The following is a 14676-nucleotide window of genomic DNA, read 5'->3' on the forward strand; positions in this document are numbered from 1 at the left end:
CCCTGATGCTGCTGGTATTCGCCGCGCTGTTATTCAAACCGGCCGCGGCGGAAGAGTTTTCCGCCAGCTTTAAGGGCACCGATATTCAGGAATTTATCAATACGGTGAGTAAAAACCTGAATAAAACGGTCATTATCGATCCCAGCGTACGCGGCACCATTACCGTGCGCAGCTACGATATGCTCAACGAAGAGCAATATTATCAATTCTTCCTCAGCGTCCTCGATGTCTATGGCTTCGCGGTGATTAATATGAATAACGGCGTACTGAAAGTCGTTCGTTCGAAGGATGCGAAAACCGCCGCGGTGCCGGTGGCGAGCGATGCCGCGCCGGGCATTGGCGATGAGGTCGTCACCCGCGTCGTGCCCCTGACCAACGTCGCGGCCCGCGATCTGGCGCCGCTGCTGCGCCAGCTTAACGATAACGCCGGCGCGGGCAGCGTGGTGCACTATGAACCCTCCAACGTCCTGCTGATGACCGGCCGCGCGGCGGTCATCAAGCGCCTGCTAACCATCGTCGAACGCGTCGATAACGCCGGAGACCGCAGCGTGGTGACCGTTCCCCTCGCCTGGGCCTCCGCCGCCGATGTGGTCAAGCTGGTGACCGAACTCAACAAAGACACCAGCAAATCGGCGCTGCCCGGCTCAATGGTCGCCAACGTGGTGGCCGATGAACGCACCAACGCGGTGCTGGTCAGCGGCGAGCCGAACTCCCGCCAGCGGATCATCGCGATGATTAAGCAGCTCGACCGCCAGCAGGCGACCCAGGGCAATACCAAAGTGATCTACCTGAAATACGCCAAAGCCTCCGACCTGGTGGAAGTGCTGACCGGCATCAGCAGCACGATGCAGAGCGAAAAGCAGGCCGCGAAGCCGGTGGCGGCGCTGGATAAAAATATCATTATCAAAGCGCACGGTCAGACCAACGCCCTGATTGTCACCGCCGCCCCGGACGTAATGAACGATCTGGAGCGGGTGATCGCCCAGCTGGATATCCGCCGCCCGCAGGTGCTGGTCGAAGCGATTATCGCCGAAGTGCAGGACGCTGACGGTCTCAACCTCGGCATCCAGTGGGCCAATAAAAATGCCGGGATGACCCAGTTCACCAACAGCGGTCTGCCGATATCCACGGCCATCGCCGGGGCCAACCAGTACAACAAAGACGGCACCGTCAGCAGCTCGCTGGCGAGCGCCTTAAGCTCCTTCAACGGCATTGCCGCTGGCTTCTACCAGGGCAACTGGGCGATGCTGTTAACCGCCCTTTCCAGCAGCACCAAGAACGATATTCTCGCGACGCCGAGTATCGTCACCCTCGACAACATGGAAGCCACCTTTAACGTCGGCCAGGAGGTCCCGGTGCTGACCGGCTCGCAAACCACCTCCGGCGATAACATCTTCAATACCGTCGAGCGCAAAACCGTCGGCATCAAGCTAAAAGTGAAGCCGCAGATCAACGAAGGCGATTCGGTTCTGCTGGAGATCGAACAGGAGGTCTCCAGCGTGGCGGACGCCGCCTCCAGCACCAGCTCGGATCTCGGCGCGACCTTCAATACCCGTACGGTCAATAACGCCGTGCTGGTCGGCAGCGGCGAAACGGTGGTCGTCGGCGGACTGCTGGATAAAAGCGTCTCCGACACCGCCGACAAAGTCCCTCTGCTCGGCGATATCCCGGTGATTGGCGCGCTGTTCCGCTCCACCAGCAAAAAGGTCTCCAAGCGCAACCTGATGCTGTTTATCCGCCCGACGGTGATCCGCGACCGCGACGAGTACCGTCAGGCTTCATCCGGGCAGTACACCGCGTTTAACGACGCCCAGAGCAAACAGCGCGGCAAAGAGAACAACGACGCGATGCTGAGTAACGATCTGCTGGAGATCTACCCGCGCCAGGATACCGCCGCGTTCCGCCAGGTCAGCGCCGCCATCGACGCCTTCAATCTGGGAGGCAATCTATGACCCCCGCCGCTGAACGACGCCCGCTGCTCCCCTTCGGCTACGCCCGCGCGCACAACGTGATGCTCCTGAGCAACGGCGAAAGCTGCGAGGTTTTCTGCCTCGCCGCCACCGCGCCGCAGGCGCTGCTGGAAGCCCGCAGGGTGGCCGGGATGCCGTTCAGCCTCGAGCGACTGGAAGCGGAGGCGTTCGAAAAGCTGCTGGTGCTGAGCTATCAGCGCGACTCCGCCGAGGCCCGGCGCATGATGGCGGATATCGGCAACGAGCTGGATCTGTACACCCTTGCCGAAGAGCTGCCGGACACCGACGACCTGCTGGATAGCGAAGACGACGCGCCGATTATCCGCCTGATTAACGCCATGCTCACCGAGGCTATCAAAGAGAAAGCGTCGGATATTCATATCGAAACCTATGAACGCCACCTGCAAATTCGCTTTCGCGTCGACGGCGTACTGCGCGAAATTCTGCGCCCCCAGCGCCGCCTCGCTGCGCTGCTGATCTCGCGCATTAAGGTGATGGCGAGCCTTGATATCACCGAAAAGCGCATTCCTCAGGACGGTCGCATGGCGCTGCGCATTGGCGGACGCGCCGTCGACGTGCGCGTCTCCACCCTGCCGTCGAGCTACGGCGAACGCGTTGTGCTGCGTCTGCTCGATAAAAACAGCGTCAATCTCGACCTGCTGACCCTCGGCATGTCGCCCGCGCTGCTTCAGCAGGTGGATGGACTGATCGCCCGCCCGCACGGCATCGTGCTGGTGACCGGGCCGACCGGTTCGGGAAAAAGCACCACCCTCTACGCCGCGCTGAGCCGCCTCGATGCCCGCGAGCGCAACATCATGACCATTGAAGATCCTATCGAATATGAGCTGGAGGGCATCGGTCAGACCCAGGTTAACGCGAAAGTCGATATGACCTTTGCCCGCGGGCTGCGCGCCATTTTGCGCCAGGACCCTGACGTGGTGCTGGTGGGCGAAATTCGCGACGGCGAAACGGCGCAGATCGCCGTTCAGGCTTCGCTAACCGGTCATCTGGTGCTCTCAACGCTGCACACCAACAGCGCGCTGGGCGCCATCTCGCGCCTGCAGGATATGGGCGTGGAGCCTTTTCTGCTCTCCACCTCGCTGCTGGCGGTGATGTCGCAGCGGCTGGTGCGCCGGCTCTGCCCGCACTGTCGCCAGCAGGAACCGGCGAATGCCGACACCGCCCGCCAGATGGAGATCGCTCCCGGCACGGCGCTCTGGCAGCCCCGGGGCTGCGCCGAGTGCGGCTTTACCGGCTATCGCGGACGTACCGGCATTCACGAACTGCTGCTGGTGGACGATCGCGTGCGTATGGCAATCCACCGCGGCGAAAACGAGGTGACGCTGATCCAGCAGCTGGGGGCGGACTATATCACCCTGCGCCACGCCGGACGGGACAAGGCGCTGGCGGGGATCACCAGCTGGCAAGAGGTGCTGCGGGTTAGCGAACAGCAGATCGCGGAGGCCTCCTGACATGGCGCTTTTTCGCTATCAGGCTGTTGATGAAAACGGTAAAACCCGGCGCGGCGTCCAGCAGGCGGACTCCGCCCGCCACGCTCGCCAGCTGCTGCGGGAAAAGGGCTGGCTGGCGCTGGACATCGCCCCGGCAGCCGGCAGCGGCGGGCAACTGCGCTTTATTCGCCGCACCAACGCCCGCGATCTCGCCCTCGTTACCCGCCAGTTGGCGACGCTGGTCGCCGCCGCCATCCCGCTGGAAAAAGCGCTCGACGCGGTGGCCCAGCAGTGTGAAAAAAACCAGCTGAAAACCCTGATTGCCGGCGTGCGCGGCAAAGTGCTGGAAGGCCATTCGCTGGCGGAAGCGATGCGCGGCTACCCGGGCTGCTTCGACGCGCTCTACTGCGCGATGGTCGCCGCCGGAGAAGCCTCCGGCCACCTCGACGGCGTGCTGAACCGGCTGGCGGACTATACCGAACAGCGCCAGCAGCTGCGCGCCCGGCTGCTGCAGGCGATGATTTACCCCATCGTGCTGACCCTGGTGGCGGTCAGCGTGATCGTCATTCTGCTATCGACGGTGGTGCCGAAGGTTGTCGAGCAGTTTATCCACCTTAAGCAGGCGCTGCCGTTTTCCACCCGCCTGCTGATGGCGATGAGCGATGTGCTGCGCGCCGCCGGTCCGTGGCTGCTGCTGGCCGCCATGCTCGTCGCTCTGCTGCTGCGCTACCTGCTGCGGCAGCCGGCAAAGCGGCTGGCCTGGCACAGGCTGCTGCTGCGCCTGCCGCTGATTGGCCGGGTCGCGCGCAGCGTTAACAGCGCCCGCTACGCCCGCACCCTGAGCATTCTCAACGCCAGCGCCGTTCCGCTGCTGCTGGCGATGCGCATCAGCGCGGAAGTATTAAGCAACGCCTGGGCGAAGCGCCAGCTGGAAGCCGCCAGCGACGCGGTTCGCGAAGGCGTCAGCCTGCATCGCGCGCTCGAAATGACCAAGCTGTTCCCGCCGATGATGCGCTACATGGTCGCCAGCGGCGAACAGAGCGGCGAGCTCAACGGCATGCTGGAGCGCGCGGCGGATAACCAGGACCGGGATTTGAGCGCGCAAATTCAGCTGGCCCTCAGCCTGTTTGAACCTTTGCTAATAGTGGCGATGGCCGGCATGGTGCTGTTTATCGTCCTCGCCATCCTGCAACCGATACTGCAGCTCAATACCCTGATGAGTATGTAATTGTTCTAATGGAGAAAAATATGCAACGACAGCGCGGATTCACCTTACTGGAAATCATGGTGGTGATTGTTATCCTCGGCGTGCTCGCCAGCCTCGTGGTGCCCAACCTGATGGGCAACAAGGAAAAGGCCGACCGGCAAAAAGTGGTCAGCGATCTTGTGGCGCTCGAGGGGGCGCTGGACATGTACAAACTGGATAACAGCCGCTATCCCACCACCGAGCAGGGGCTGCAGGCGCTGGTCAGCGCGCCATCGGCCGAGCCGCACGCGCGCAACTATCCTGAAGGCGGCTATATTCGCCGTCTGCCGCAGGATCCCTGGGGCAGCGATTACCAGCTGCTGAGCCCCGGCCAGCACGGACAGGTGGATATTTTCAGCCTCGGGCCGGACGGCGTACCGGAGAGCAATGACGATATCGGTAACTGGACAATCGGGAAGAAATAGTGCGACAGCGCGGCTTTACGTTGCTGGAGATGATGCTCATTTTGCTGCTGATCGGCGTCAGCGCGGGCATGGTGATGCTGGCCTTCCCCGCCTCGCGCGACGATAGCGCGGCGCAGGCGCTGGCGCGCTTTGAGGCGCAGCTGCGCTTTGTCCAGCAACGAGGGCTGCAAACCGGCCAGTTTTTTGGCGCCTCGGTGCATCCCGATCGCTGGCAGTTTCTGGTCTTACAGCCCCGCGAAAGCAACGACCCGCCCCCGGCCGGCGACGACTGGAACGGCTATCGCTGGCTCCCCCTGCGCGCCGGACGCGTCGCCACCTCGGGCAGCATCGCCGGGAACACGCTGCATCTCACTTTTCCGCAGGGCGAGGCCTGGACGCCGGGCGACAATCCCGATGTGCTGATCTTTCCCGGCGGTGAGATGACGCCGTTCCGGCTGACCGTCGGCGAGGGACCGGGTATCGCGTTTAATGCGCGCGGCGAAAGCCTGCCCGAACCGCAGGAGGCGCCATGAAAAAGCAGGCCGGTATGACGCTGATTGAAGTGATGGTCGCCCTGGCGGTCTTCGCCCTCGCCGGGCTGGCGGTGATGCAGGCCACGCTCCAGCAAACCCGCCAGCTGGGTCGTATGGAGGAGAAAACCCTGGCCGGCTGGCTGGCGGATAATCAGCTGGTGCAGCTCCGGCTGGAAAATCGCTGGCCCGCGCTGAGCTGGTCGGAAACCACGGTGCAGGCGGCGGGCGTCAGCTGGCACATTCGCTGGCAGGGGGTGGAGACCGACCTGCCGCAGCTGCGGGCGCTGGACGTTGAAGTCCGCCGCGCCAAAAGCGATAAAATGCCCGTCTCTTCGCTGCGCACCTACGTGACGCCGCCATGATCCAGCGCGCTCGCGGATTTACCCTCGTCGAAATGCTGCTGGCGCTGGCTATCCTCGCCGCGCTCAGCGTCGCTGCGGTCACGGTGCTGCAAAACGTGATGCGCGCCGATACGCTCACCCGCGATAAGGGCGGGCGCATGCAGGCGTTACAGCTAACGTTCAGCCAGATAGCGGCGGACTTTAGCCAAATCATTCCCCGCCGCAGCCGCGACAGCGCGAGCCTCTTTTTTGCCGGACGTTTTCAGCTCGGCAGCGACGACTGGGCGATCGCCTTTAACCGCAACGGCTGGCCCAATCCTTTGGGGATCCTGCCGCGTTCGGAAATTCAGAACGTCAGCTACCGCCTGCGCGGGGATCGGCTGGAGCGTCTGAGCTACGACCAGCAGGACCCGCTGCCCGGTAGTCTGCCCACGGTGACCGTTATGCAGCGCAACGTGCAGGCGTTTCGCCTGCGCTTTTACGCCAGCGGCCGCTGGCAGGATGAATGGCAGCAGACGCAGACGCTGCCGCAGGGGCTGGAAGTCACCCTGACGCTGGAGCAGTCCGGCGAGATCCGCCGGCTGTTTCTGCTTACGCCAGGAGGCAGCCAATGAATACCCGCCAGCGCGGCGTCGCCCTGCTTATGGTGCTGCTGATCCTCGCTCTGATGATGGTGCTGGCGAGCGCCATGACCGAACGCAGCGCGCGGATGTATCAGCAAACCGCCACTACCCTCGATAACCTGCAGGCTAAATGGTACGCGCTGGGGGCGGAAACCCTGGCGGCGGCGCTGCTGCAACGCGACGCGCTCGACTCGCCGAACCAGACCCATCTGGCGCAGAACTGGGCCCAGCGGGGGCGCCGCTTTGCGGTCAATGATGGCGAGATCTACGCCACGATTACCGACGCTCAGGCCTGCTTCAACCTCAACGCCATTAACCAGCTCAGCGGCGACGAAAGCGTTGAAATCCCTTATCCCGCGCAGGTTTTTACCCGACTGCTGGAAAACCTCGGCAGCGAGCCGCTGCGCGCCTTACATCTGACCGCCGCCCTGCGCGACTGGGTGGATAGCGATCGCCAGGCGCTGCTGAACGGCGCGGAAGACGAAGTCTATATGGCGCAATCCCCCGGCTATCTGACCGGCAATCAGCCGCTGCAGGACGTCAGCGAGCTGCGTCTGCTGGCCGGGATGGACGCCGCGCTCTATCAGCGTCTGCTGCCCTACGTTTGCGCCCTGGCGGACGAGACGCTGCAGGTGAACGTCAATACCCTGCAGCCCGCTCAGGCCGCGCTGCTGGCGGCGCTCTTCCCCGCTGAACTCACCCTCGTCGAAGCCCGGCAACTGCTGCAGGCCCGCGCGGCCACCGGCTGGAGCAGCGTCGCCGCCTTCCTGTCGCAGCCGCTATTACAAAAAACCGATACCGCCGCCGCGCGTCCGTGGCTGGCGGTGCACAGCGAGCGCTTTATCGCCACCTTCAGCGTGGTGATGGGCAGCGCCCGCTATCAGCAACGCAGTCTCCTGCAAAAGCAGGGGCGAACCTTCAGCGTCGTCCAGCGGCGCTACGGAATCTATTGGGTAGCCGATGAATAACCACCATACTTTTTCCGCCGCCGTGCTGATTATTCGCCTCAATCCCGATGCCGCGACGGCGATATGGCGGCTAGCCGCGCCGGGCGACGCGGCGCAGACTGGCGAGTGGCATCCTGACGCTGGCGACCCGACGCTCAGCCTGCTGGCGCAGCGTCATCCGGCCTGGGTGCTGGTGCCCGCCAGCGACTGCGCGTTTCATCGCGTTACCCTGCCCGCCGGCGCGCGCCGAAATGCGCAGCAGGCGCTGGCGTTTTTACTCGAAGAACAGCTGGCAACGGAGATCGAAGAGAGCCATTTTGCCCTGATCCACCGGGATAAAAGCGACTGTGCCGTGGCGGTGGTCGGGCGGGAGAAGATGCGCGCATGGCAGGCCTGGTGCGAGGGGCTCGGACTGAACGTGCTGGCCCTGACGCCGGATGCCCTTGCCCTGCCGCAGAACCCGACCGGCTGGAGCGCCGTACGCTGCGGCGAACAGTGGCTGTTTCGCTGCGAGACGTGCAGCGGTATGGCGGTGGAAACCCCATGGCTCGGCGAACTGCTGGCCCACTGGCCCCATATCGCGCCCATCGCCTGCTACTCGCCGCCGCCGGATATCGCCGCGCCGTGGCAGCCTCGCCCGGCGCAGGATTTGCTGGCGCTGGCGGCGAGCAACCCGCAGGCGCGCAAAATCTGCTTACGCCAGGGCAATTTTGCCGCGAAACGCCGGCCGCCGACGCCTCGACGCTGGCGGCCGGCGATTGTCGCAACCCTGGCGCTACTGCTGCTGTGGAGCGGAAATCGCCTCCACGACCATCTCGCCCTGGCTCGTCAGGCCGACGCCGCCGTGCAGGCCAGCCGTGATTTTTACCGCCAGTGGTTCAAAGCGGAAAAAAATCTCGTCAATCCACGCCTGCAAATGCAGCAGCATCTGCGCCGTCTGGAAAGCGTGAGCGCCCGGCCGGCGCTCATCTCACGGCTCGGCGCCCTACAGCAAATCATCGCCGAAACGCCGGGCATTCGCCTGCGAACCCTGAGCTATGATGCCGGGCGCAACGCGCTGCAGCTGGAGATATCCGCCGTTTCATCGCAGGCCCTGGCGCAGTTCAGCCAGCGGGCGCGGGCGGGGTTTCGCGTGCAGACCGGCGAGATGAAGCCGCGCGCCGACGGTATTGAAGGGCGTCTGACGCTGGAGGGGAACGATGGATAACCTGCTTGCCTTATGGCAACAGCGTACGCGCCGCGAACGGCATCTGCTGCTGGGGATGGGCGTCATGCTGCTTATTGGCCTGATTTATTACGCCCTCTGGCAGCCCTGGCAAAATCGCGAGGCGCAGTGGCGGCAAACGCTGGCCAGGGAGCAGTCCAGCCTGCGGTGGATGCGCCAGCAGACCCCGCTTCTCCAGCAGCTTAACCAGCGGAAACCTTCTGCCGCGCCGGAAGAACCCTCGACGGTGATTATGCGCGAAGCCGGCCGCCACGGTATCGCTATCGTTCGCCTGCAGCCGCAGGGCTCCCGCCTGAGCCTTACCGTGCAGCCCGCCGATTTCCAGGCGCTGATGGCATGGCTGGACGCGCTGGGGCAGGCGGGGATGACCACCGCCACCCTGGCGGTGACCGCCGTGGCGCAGCAGCCCGGTTGGGTGACGATTAATACGCTGGTGCTGGAGCGCAGCGATGAAAAATAAACTCACTATCGCCCTGCTGCTGGCGGCGGTCTATCTCTTCTGGCTGCTGTTTAGCGCGCCGGCGCGGCTGCTTACTCTGGCGCTACCGGACGGCGCGCGGCTCGGCGAAACCACGGGCACCCTGTGGCAAGGAGAAGCCCGTCAGGCCAGCTGGCGCGGTTTTGACATCGCCCATTTACGCTGGGAGTTTGGCTTTTCGTCGTGGCTTCCCGGCTGGCATATCGCGTTTAACGACCCCTCCGGCCTGCGCGGCCAGGCCTGGCTGCACGGTCTGAACGACGTTGTGGTGCGCGAGGGACGACTCGCGGCGCCGGCCCGGACGATCGGCCAGCGGTTAGCATCCGGCATACCGCTGGAGGCTCGCGGTCAGGTTGTGCTGACGCTGCCCGAGGCCCGCTTTAACGCCGGCGGTTGCCGACAGATGACCGCCGGCACCGTGCAGTGGCGGGACGCGGCGCTCAGCTCCCCCGCCGGGTCGCTCGAACTGGCCCAGGTCAACGGCAAACTAAGCTGTACCCCGGCGGGCGCGCTGGCTGTCGCCCTGACCCAGGACTCCCGTCAGCTTAGTCTCGCAGGACAGGGCGTTCTGACGCCCAACGGGCGCTATACGTTTAACGGTACGCTGCAGACCCGCCAGACGGCTCCGGCGCTGCTGACGCTGCTGCTCGCGCAAAACGGCCGCAAAGATGAGCAGGGGCGCACGCCGTGGCAGTGGCAGGGGCAGTGGCGCTCCGGGGAGAAAAAATAGAGATGGAAAATATCGCGCTGTTACCCGAGTTCGCCGCGCAATTCCCGTTAATCTGGGGCGGCTTTTTATTCCTGTCCGGACTGGCGTTCGGCAGCTTTTTTAACGTCGTTATCCATCGTTTACCGCTGATGATGGAACGCGCAGAGGGGGTGAATCTCTGCCTCCCCGCGTCGTTCTGCCCGCAGTGCCGTCAGCCTATCGCCTGGCGGGACAATATCCCGCTGCTGAGCTTTTTATGGCTCAGGGGGCGCGCGCGCTGCTGCGGGCAGCCGATCTCGCGTCGCTATCCCCTGATGGAGCTGACGACCGGCGCGCTGTTTGTACTCGCGGGGTACCTGATGGCTCCGGGCATGCCGCTGCTGGGCGGGCTAACTTTCGTGTCCGTACTGCTGATCCTCGCCGCCATCGACGCGCAAACGCAGCTGCTGCCTGACAGGCTGACGCTGCCGCTGCTGTGGGCCGGTCTGCTGTTCAATCTTTCCGATACCTTCGCGCCGCTGGCGGAGGCGGTCATTGGCGCGATGGCCGGGTATTTGTCGCTGTGGTCGGTGTACTGGGTGTTCCGTCTGCTGACCGGTAAAGAGGCGCTGGGCTACGGCGATTTCAAGCTGCTGGCGGCGCTCGGCGCGTGGCTCGGCTGGCAGCCGCTGCCGCAGACGCTGCTGCTGGCTTCCGCCAGCGGTCTGGTCTGGACGCTGCTGCAGCGCCTGGTAACCCGTCGTTCGCTCGAACAACCTCTGGCCTTCGGCCCCTGGCTGGCGCTGGCGGGCGGCGGCATCTTTTTGTGGAGCCAGGTATAACCCCCCCTGCTCGCGCTGCGCTTAGCAGGGCTACGGGCGGTGCTGGTCCGGTAGCCCGGGTAAGGCGTTTATGCCGCAACCCGGGAACTCTCCGGCTACGAATACTTTTTGGTGCGCCGGGTCGGGGCGGTATTGGCCGGATCGTCGGGCCAGACGTGCTTGGGATAGCGCCCTTTCATCTCTTTTTGCACCTCGCGGTAGCTCCCCTGCCAGAAGGCGCCTAAATCGCGGGTGATCTGCAGCGGGCGCTGCGCCGGTGAAAGCAGCTCCAGCACCAGCGGCACGCGCCCCTGGGCGATAGTCGGAGTGGTCGCTTCGCCAAACATCTCCTGCATCCGCACCGCCAGCGCCGGCGGGTTTTCATCGTGATAACGAATGGCGATGCGGCTACCGGTCGGCACCGTATAGTGCGTGGGCAGCTCGCTGTCCAGCTTCTGGCGCAGCGGCCACGGCAGCCAGTTTTGCAGCGCCTGACGCACGTCCAGCGCCTTCAGGGCGCGCAGCGAATGGACGCCCGCCATCTGCGGCAGCAGCCACTGTTCAAGCGAGGCCAGCAGCGACGCCTCGTCAACGGCCGGCCACGCCTCCTCCGGCAGCCACCGCGCCGCACAGTGTAGCCGCAGACGCAGCTGCTCCGCCTCCGGCGTCCAGCTGAGCACGCTCAGTCCCTTCTCGCGGATCCCGTTGAGCATCGCCTGGTGCAGCTCCTCCTCCGACGGCTTCGCCAGCGGCTGGGTCTTAATCACCAGGCGTCCGATACAGGTGCGCCGCCAGGCCTTCAGCGTTCCTAACGCCTCATCCCACTCGACGATATCGGAACGCCGGGCCAGGGCCGGACACTGCTCAATCAACGCGTGAATATCGACCGGCAGCGCCAGCAGGATCCGCGCGTCCGGCGATGCGCTTCCCTGCAGCAGCAGCGGCGCAATCAACCATTCGTGGCGGCCCAGCGCATCGTCGGCGTCGAGCATCGCCCCCATCCCGTTAGCCAGCTGGTAGCGCCCCTCCTGGCCGCGACGATGGGCGATACGGTCGGCAAAAGCGGAGGCCAGCAGCGCCGCGATGCTGTCGGCGTCGGGCTGACCGCCGCGAACCGCCAGCCTTTTCATCAGCTGCTGCGCCCGCTGCTGCCAGTTACCCTGCTGACGGGCAAACGCCGCGCTAAGATCGCTATTGCCGCCGCGCGGCGGCTCTTCAAGGATCGCCGCCAGTTTAGCCGCCGTGGCGGCGCTATCGGCATCCTCCGCCGCGGTCAGCATCGCCGCCAGGCGCGGATCGTTGCCCAACGCCGCCATTTTGCGCCCGTGCGCCGACAGCCGCTCGCCTTCCAGCGCAGAAAGGTCGGTGAGCAGACGCCGGGCCGCCGCCAGGTTGGTCGCAGGCGGCAGATCCAGCCAGCTGAGCTGGGCCGGGTCCTGGCATCCCCACTGCAGCAGCTCCAGCAGCAGCGACGACAGATCGCTTTGCAGAATTTCCGGGTCGCCCTGCGCCGCCGCGCGCTCGGCCTGCTCTTTAGCCAGCAGATGCAGGCAGATCCCCGGTTCCAGACGCCCGGCGCGTCCGGCGCGCTGGGTCATTGAGGCCTGGCTGATGCGCTGCGTCACCAGGCGAGTGAGCCCGGTGCGGGCGTCAAAGCGGGCGACGCGCTCCTGGGCGCTATCCACCACCAGCCGAATCCCCTCGATGGTCAGACTGGTCTCGGCGATATTGGTCGCCAGCACCACTTTGCGCATCCCGGCGGGCGCGGGCAGTATCGCCTTACGCTGCTCGCTCAGCGGCAGCGCGCCGTACAGGGGGCAAAGGATCACATCGCTCGCCACCCGCTCCGCCAGCCGCTCCTGAACGCGCTGAATCTCTCCCACCCCGGGCAGAAACAGCAGCATTGAGCCATTTTCGCTGCGCAGCAGCTCCGCGGCGGCCACCGCCACCGCCTCGTCAAAGCGCTGATGGGCCGGCAGCGGCAGAAAACGCCGCTCAACCGGAAACGCGCGCCCTTCGGAAACGATAACCGGCGCCTCCGGCAGCAGCCGCTGCAGGCGTTCATTGTCCAGCGTCGCCGACATAATCAGCAGTTTGAGATCGTCGCGCAGTCCCTGCTGAACGTCGAGCAGCAGCGCCAGCGCCAGATCCGCCTGCAGGCTGCGTTCGTGGAATTCATCGAGGATCGCCAGCCCCACGCCGCTCAGCTCCGGATCGCGCTGGATCATCCGCGTTAAAATACCTTCGGTCACCACTTCGAGGCGCGTGTTCGGCCCGACGCAGGTCTCCGCGCGCATGCGATAGCCCACGGTCTCGCCGGGCTTCTCTCCCAGCAGTTCCGCCAGCCGCTGCGCCACGTTACGCGCGGCCAGCCGCCGCGGCTCCAGCAGGATTATGCGTCCGTTGATGTTACCTTCGGCGAGGATTTGCAGCGGCAGCCAGGTGGATTTCCCGGCGCCGGTTGGCGCATTAAGCAGAACCTGCGGCGCATGCTGCAGGGCAGAGAGAAGTTCAGGGAGGACGGCGGCAACCGGCAATGAGGACACGAAACGCTCCGGAGGTTAACATTTGCGGGCAAGCATTGTAGCATCCCGGTAATTCATTACCGAGTCTCTATCATGTCCGAGCCGAAAAGGCTGTTTTTCGCCATTGAACTTCCCGGGGACGTTCAGCAGCAGATCGTGCACTGGCGCGCCGCCAGCTTTCCCGGCGATGCGGGTCGACCGGTGGCGGCGGCTAACCTCCATCTGACGCTGGCGTTTCTTGGCGAGGTGAGCGCGGACAAGCAGCGGGCGCTGTCAGCGATGGCCGGACGGATCCGCCAGCCGGGCTTTACCCTGACGCTTGACGATGCCGGGCAGTGGCTGCGTTCGCGGGTAGTGTGGCTGGGCACCCGTCAGCCGCCGCGCGGGGTGCTGCAATTAGCGAATATGCTGCGCGCCCAGGCCGCCCGCAGCGGCTGCTATCAGAGCCCGCAGCCGTTTCATCCGCATATCACCCTGCTGCGCGACGCGCGCCACGCGGTGCCGATTCCGCCGCCCGGATTTAGCTGGGCGTTTGCGGTCAACGAATTTGTGCTCTACGAATCCAGCTTTAGCCGCGGGCGCACCCGCTATCAGGCGCTGGAACGTTATCCCTTCGACAAGGAAAGCTGATGCTGTTCACTCCTCCCCTGCAGTCCGCCACCCTGGTTAAACGTTACAAACGGTTTCTCGCCGACGTGGTCACCCCCGACGGCCGCGAGCTGACCCTGCACTGCCCCAACACCGGCGCCATGACCGGCTGCGCCGCACCGGGGGATACCGTCTGGTATTCCACCTCAGATAATCCTAAGCGCAAATATGCCCACACGTGGGAATTAACTGAAACCGTAGAGGGCGCGACAATTTGTGTTAATACTCTACGTGCTAACACGTTGGCAAAAGAGGCGATTCTGGCAGGAAATATTCCCGAGCTTTTGGGCTATAACACGCTGAAAAGCGAAGTGAAGTATGGTGATGAAAGCAGCCGCATTGATATTCTGTTACAAGCAGATGACCAACAAAACTGCTATATTGAAGTGAAATCGGTTACGTTGGCGGAAAAGGAATACGGTTACTTCCCCGATGCGGTTACCGCACGCGGTCAGAAGCACCTGCGGGAGCTGATGAGCGTGGCGGCAGCGGGCGATCGGGCGGTGATTTTGTTCGCCGTGCTGCACTCGGCGATAGACCGTTTCTCACCCGCGCATCATATTGATGCCAGATACGCACAGCTATTGATTGAGGCGCAAAACAAGGGGGTGGAAATTCTCGCCTACAAGGCGGAACTTTCTACCGAGATGATGACTCTGAATAAGCCGATTACCGTGGTGTTAACCCCCGGTAAATAAACGGCTAAATAGTATTCGGGTCGCGAGCGCAAATACGCTTTTCCTCACAGGGTTGTCAAGTGTAACGTTTAGATAATT

At 64.0% G+C, this 14676-nt stretch carries 15 protein-coding genes; 14 read left to right on the plus strand and 1 reads right to left on the minus strand.

The annotated features are described in order from the left end of the window. Positions 1–5: 5 nt before the first annotated feature. From pulD to ABLU96_RS02290, 12 genes are read left to right on the plus strand one after another with little or no spacing between them, the layout of a single operon-like run. Entirely contained in the window at positions 6–1952 is a 1947-nt protein-coding gene (pulD, locus tag ABLU96_RS02235) for a GspD family T2SS secretin variant PulD (RefSeq protein WP_029946937.1), read from the plus strand. Further along, positions 1949–3442, plus strand: coding sequence for a type II secretion system ATPase GspE (gene gspE / locus ABLU96_RS02240; RefSeq protein ID WP_064405733.1), 1494 nt, complete (start codon positions 1949–1951; stop codon positions 3440–3442). Before pulD ends, gspE begins: the two co-directional genes overlap by 4 nt. A gap of 1 nt (position 3443) precedes the next feature. Continuing rightward, positions 3444–4649 (plus strand): type II secretion system inner membrane protein GspF, encoded by a 1206-nt coding sequence (gspF, locus tag ABLU96_RS02245; protein ID WP_064405735.1) that lies wholly within the window; start codon positions 3444–3446, stop codon positions 4647–4649. Positions 4650–4669: 20 nt separating this feature from the next. Then, positions 4670–5092 carry a type II secretion system major pseudopilin GspG gene (gene gspG, locus ABLU96_RS02250; RefSeq protein WP_004098709.1) on the plus strand — a complete coding sequence of 141 codons (423 nt, stop codon included), beginning with the start codon at positions 4670–4672 and terminating at the stop codon, positions 5090–5092. Then, positions 5092–5604, plus strand: coding sequence for a type II secretion system minor pseudopilin GspH (gspH, locus tag ABLU96_RS02255; RefSeq protein WP_064405737.1), 513 nt, complete (start codon positions 5092–5094; stop codon positions 5602–5604). The genes gspG and gspH overlap by 1 nt, the downstream gene beginning before the upstream one ends. Then, positions 5601–5966, plus strand: a complete 366-nt coding sequence (gspI, locus tag ABLU96_RS02260; protein ID WP_009654631.1) for a type II secretion system minor pseudopilin GspI — start codon at positions 5601–5603, stop codon at positions 5964–5966. The genes gspH and gspI overlap by 4 nt, the downstream gene beginning before the upstream one ends. Then, positions 5963–6559: a type II secretion system minor pseudopilin GspJ gene (gspJ, locus tag ABLU96_RS02265; RefSeq protein ID WP_064405739.1), complete on the plus strand. Its 597-nt coding sequence runs from the start codon at positions 5963–5965 to the stop codon at positions 6557–6559. Before gspI ends, gspJ begins: the two co-directional genes overlap by 4 nt. Continuing rightward, positions 6556–7536 (plus strand): type II secretion system minor pseudopilin GspK, encoded by a 981-nt coding sequence (gspK, locus tag ABLU96_RS02270; RefSeq protein ID WP_064405740.1) that lies wholly within the window; start codon positions 6556–6558, stop codon positions 7534–7536. The genes gspJ and gspK overlap by 4 nt, the downstream gene beginning before the upstream one ends. Further along, complete coding sequence (gene gspL, locus ABLU96_RS02275; RefSeq protein WP_064374754.1) at positions 7529–8722, plus strand: type II secretion system protein GspL; 1194 nt, start codon at positions 7529–7531, stop codon at positions 8720–8722. Before gspK ends, gspL begins: the two co-directional genes overlap by 8 nt. Next, on the plus strand, positions 8715–9200 hold the full coding sequence (locus ABLU96_RS02280) for a type II secretion system protein M (protein WP_032748031.1): 486 nt from the start codon (positions 8715–8717) through the stop codon (positions 9198–9200). The genes gspL and ABLU96_RS02280 overlap by 8 nt, the downstream gene beginning before the upstream one ends. After that, positions 9190–9948 carry a type II secretion system protein N gene (locus ABLU96_RS02285; protein ID WP_064405742.1) on the plus strand — a complete coding sequence of 253 codons (759 nt, stop codon included), beginning with the start codon at positions 9190–9192 and terminating at the stop codon, positions 9946–9948. Before ABLU96_RS02280 ends, ABLU96_RS02285 begins: the two co-directional genes overlap by 11 nt. Before the next feature lie 2 nt (positions 9949–9950). Next, positions 9951–10748: an A24 family peptidase gene (locus tag ABLU96_RS02290; RefSeq protein ID WP_064405744.1), complete on the plus strand. Its 798-nt coding sequence runs from the start codon at positions 9951–9953 to the stop codon at positions 10746–10748. A gap of 95 nt (positions 10749–10843) precedes the next feature. Here the strand turns inward: ABLU96_RS02290 and hrpB are convergent, their stop codons facing one another. After that, on the minus strand, positions 10844–13273 hold the full coding sequence (gene hrpB / locus ABLU96_RS02295; protein ID WP_064358587.1) for an ATP-dependent helicase HrpB: 2430 nt from the start codon (positions 13271–13273) through the stop codon (positions 10844–10846). Positions 13274–13345: 72 nt separating this feature from the next. Here hrpB and thpR point away from each other — a divergent pair, with 72 nt between their 5' ends. Then, positions 13346–13882, plus strand: coding sequence for an RNA 2',3'-cyclic phosphodiesterase (thpR, locus tag ABLU96_RS02300; RefSeq protein WP_014837425.1), 537 nt, complete (start codon positions 13346–13348; stop codon positions 13880–13882). Then, positions 13882–14598, plus strand: a complete 717-nt coding sequence (gene sfsA / locus ABLU96_RS02305) for a DNA/RNA nuclease SfsA (RefSeq protein ID WP_004098690.1) — start codon at positions 13882–13884, stop codon at positions 14596–14598. The genes thpR and sfsA overlap by 1 nt, the downstream gene beginning before the upstream one ends. Positions 14599–14676: the final 78 nt, after the last annotated feature.

The sequence above is a fragment of the Klebsiella sp. CN_Kp106 genome, assembly GCF_040064575.1.
Taxonomy (GTDB): Bacteria; Pseudomonadota; Gammaproteobacteria; order Enterobacterales; family Enterobacteriaceae; genus Klebsiella; species Klebsiella michiganensis.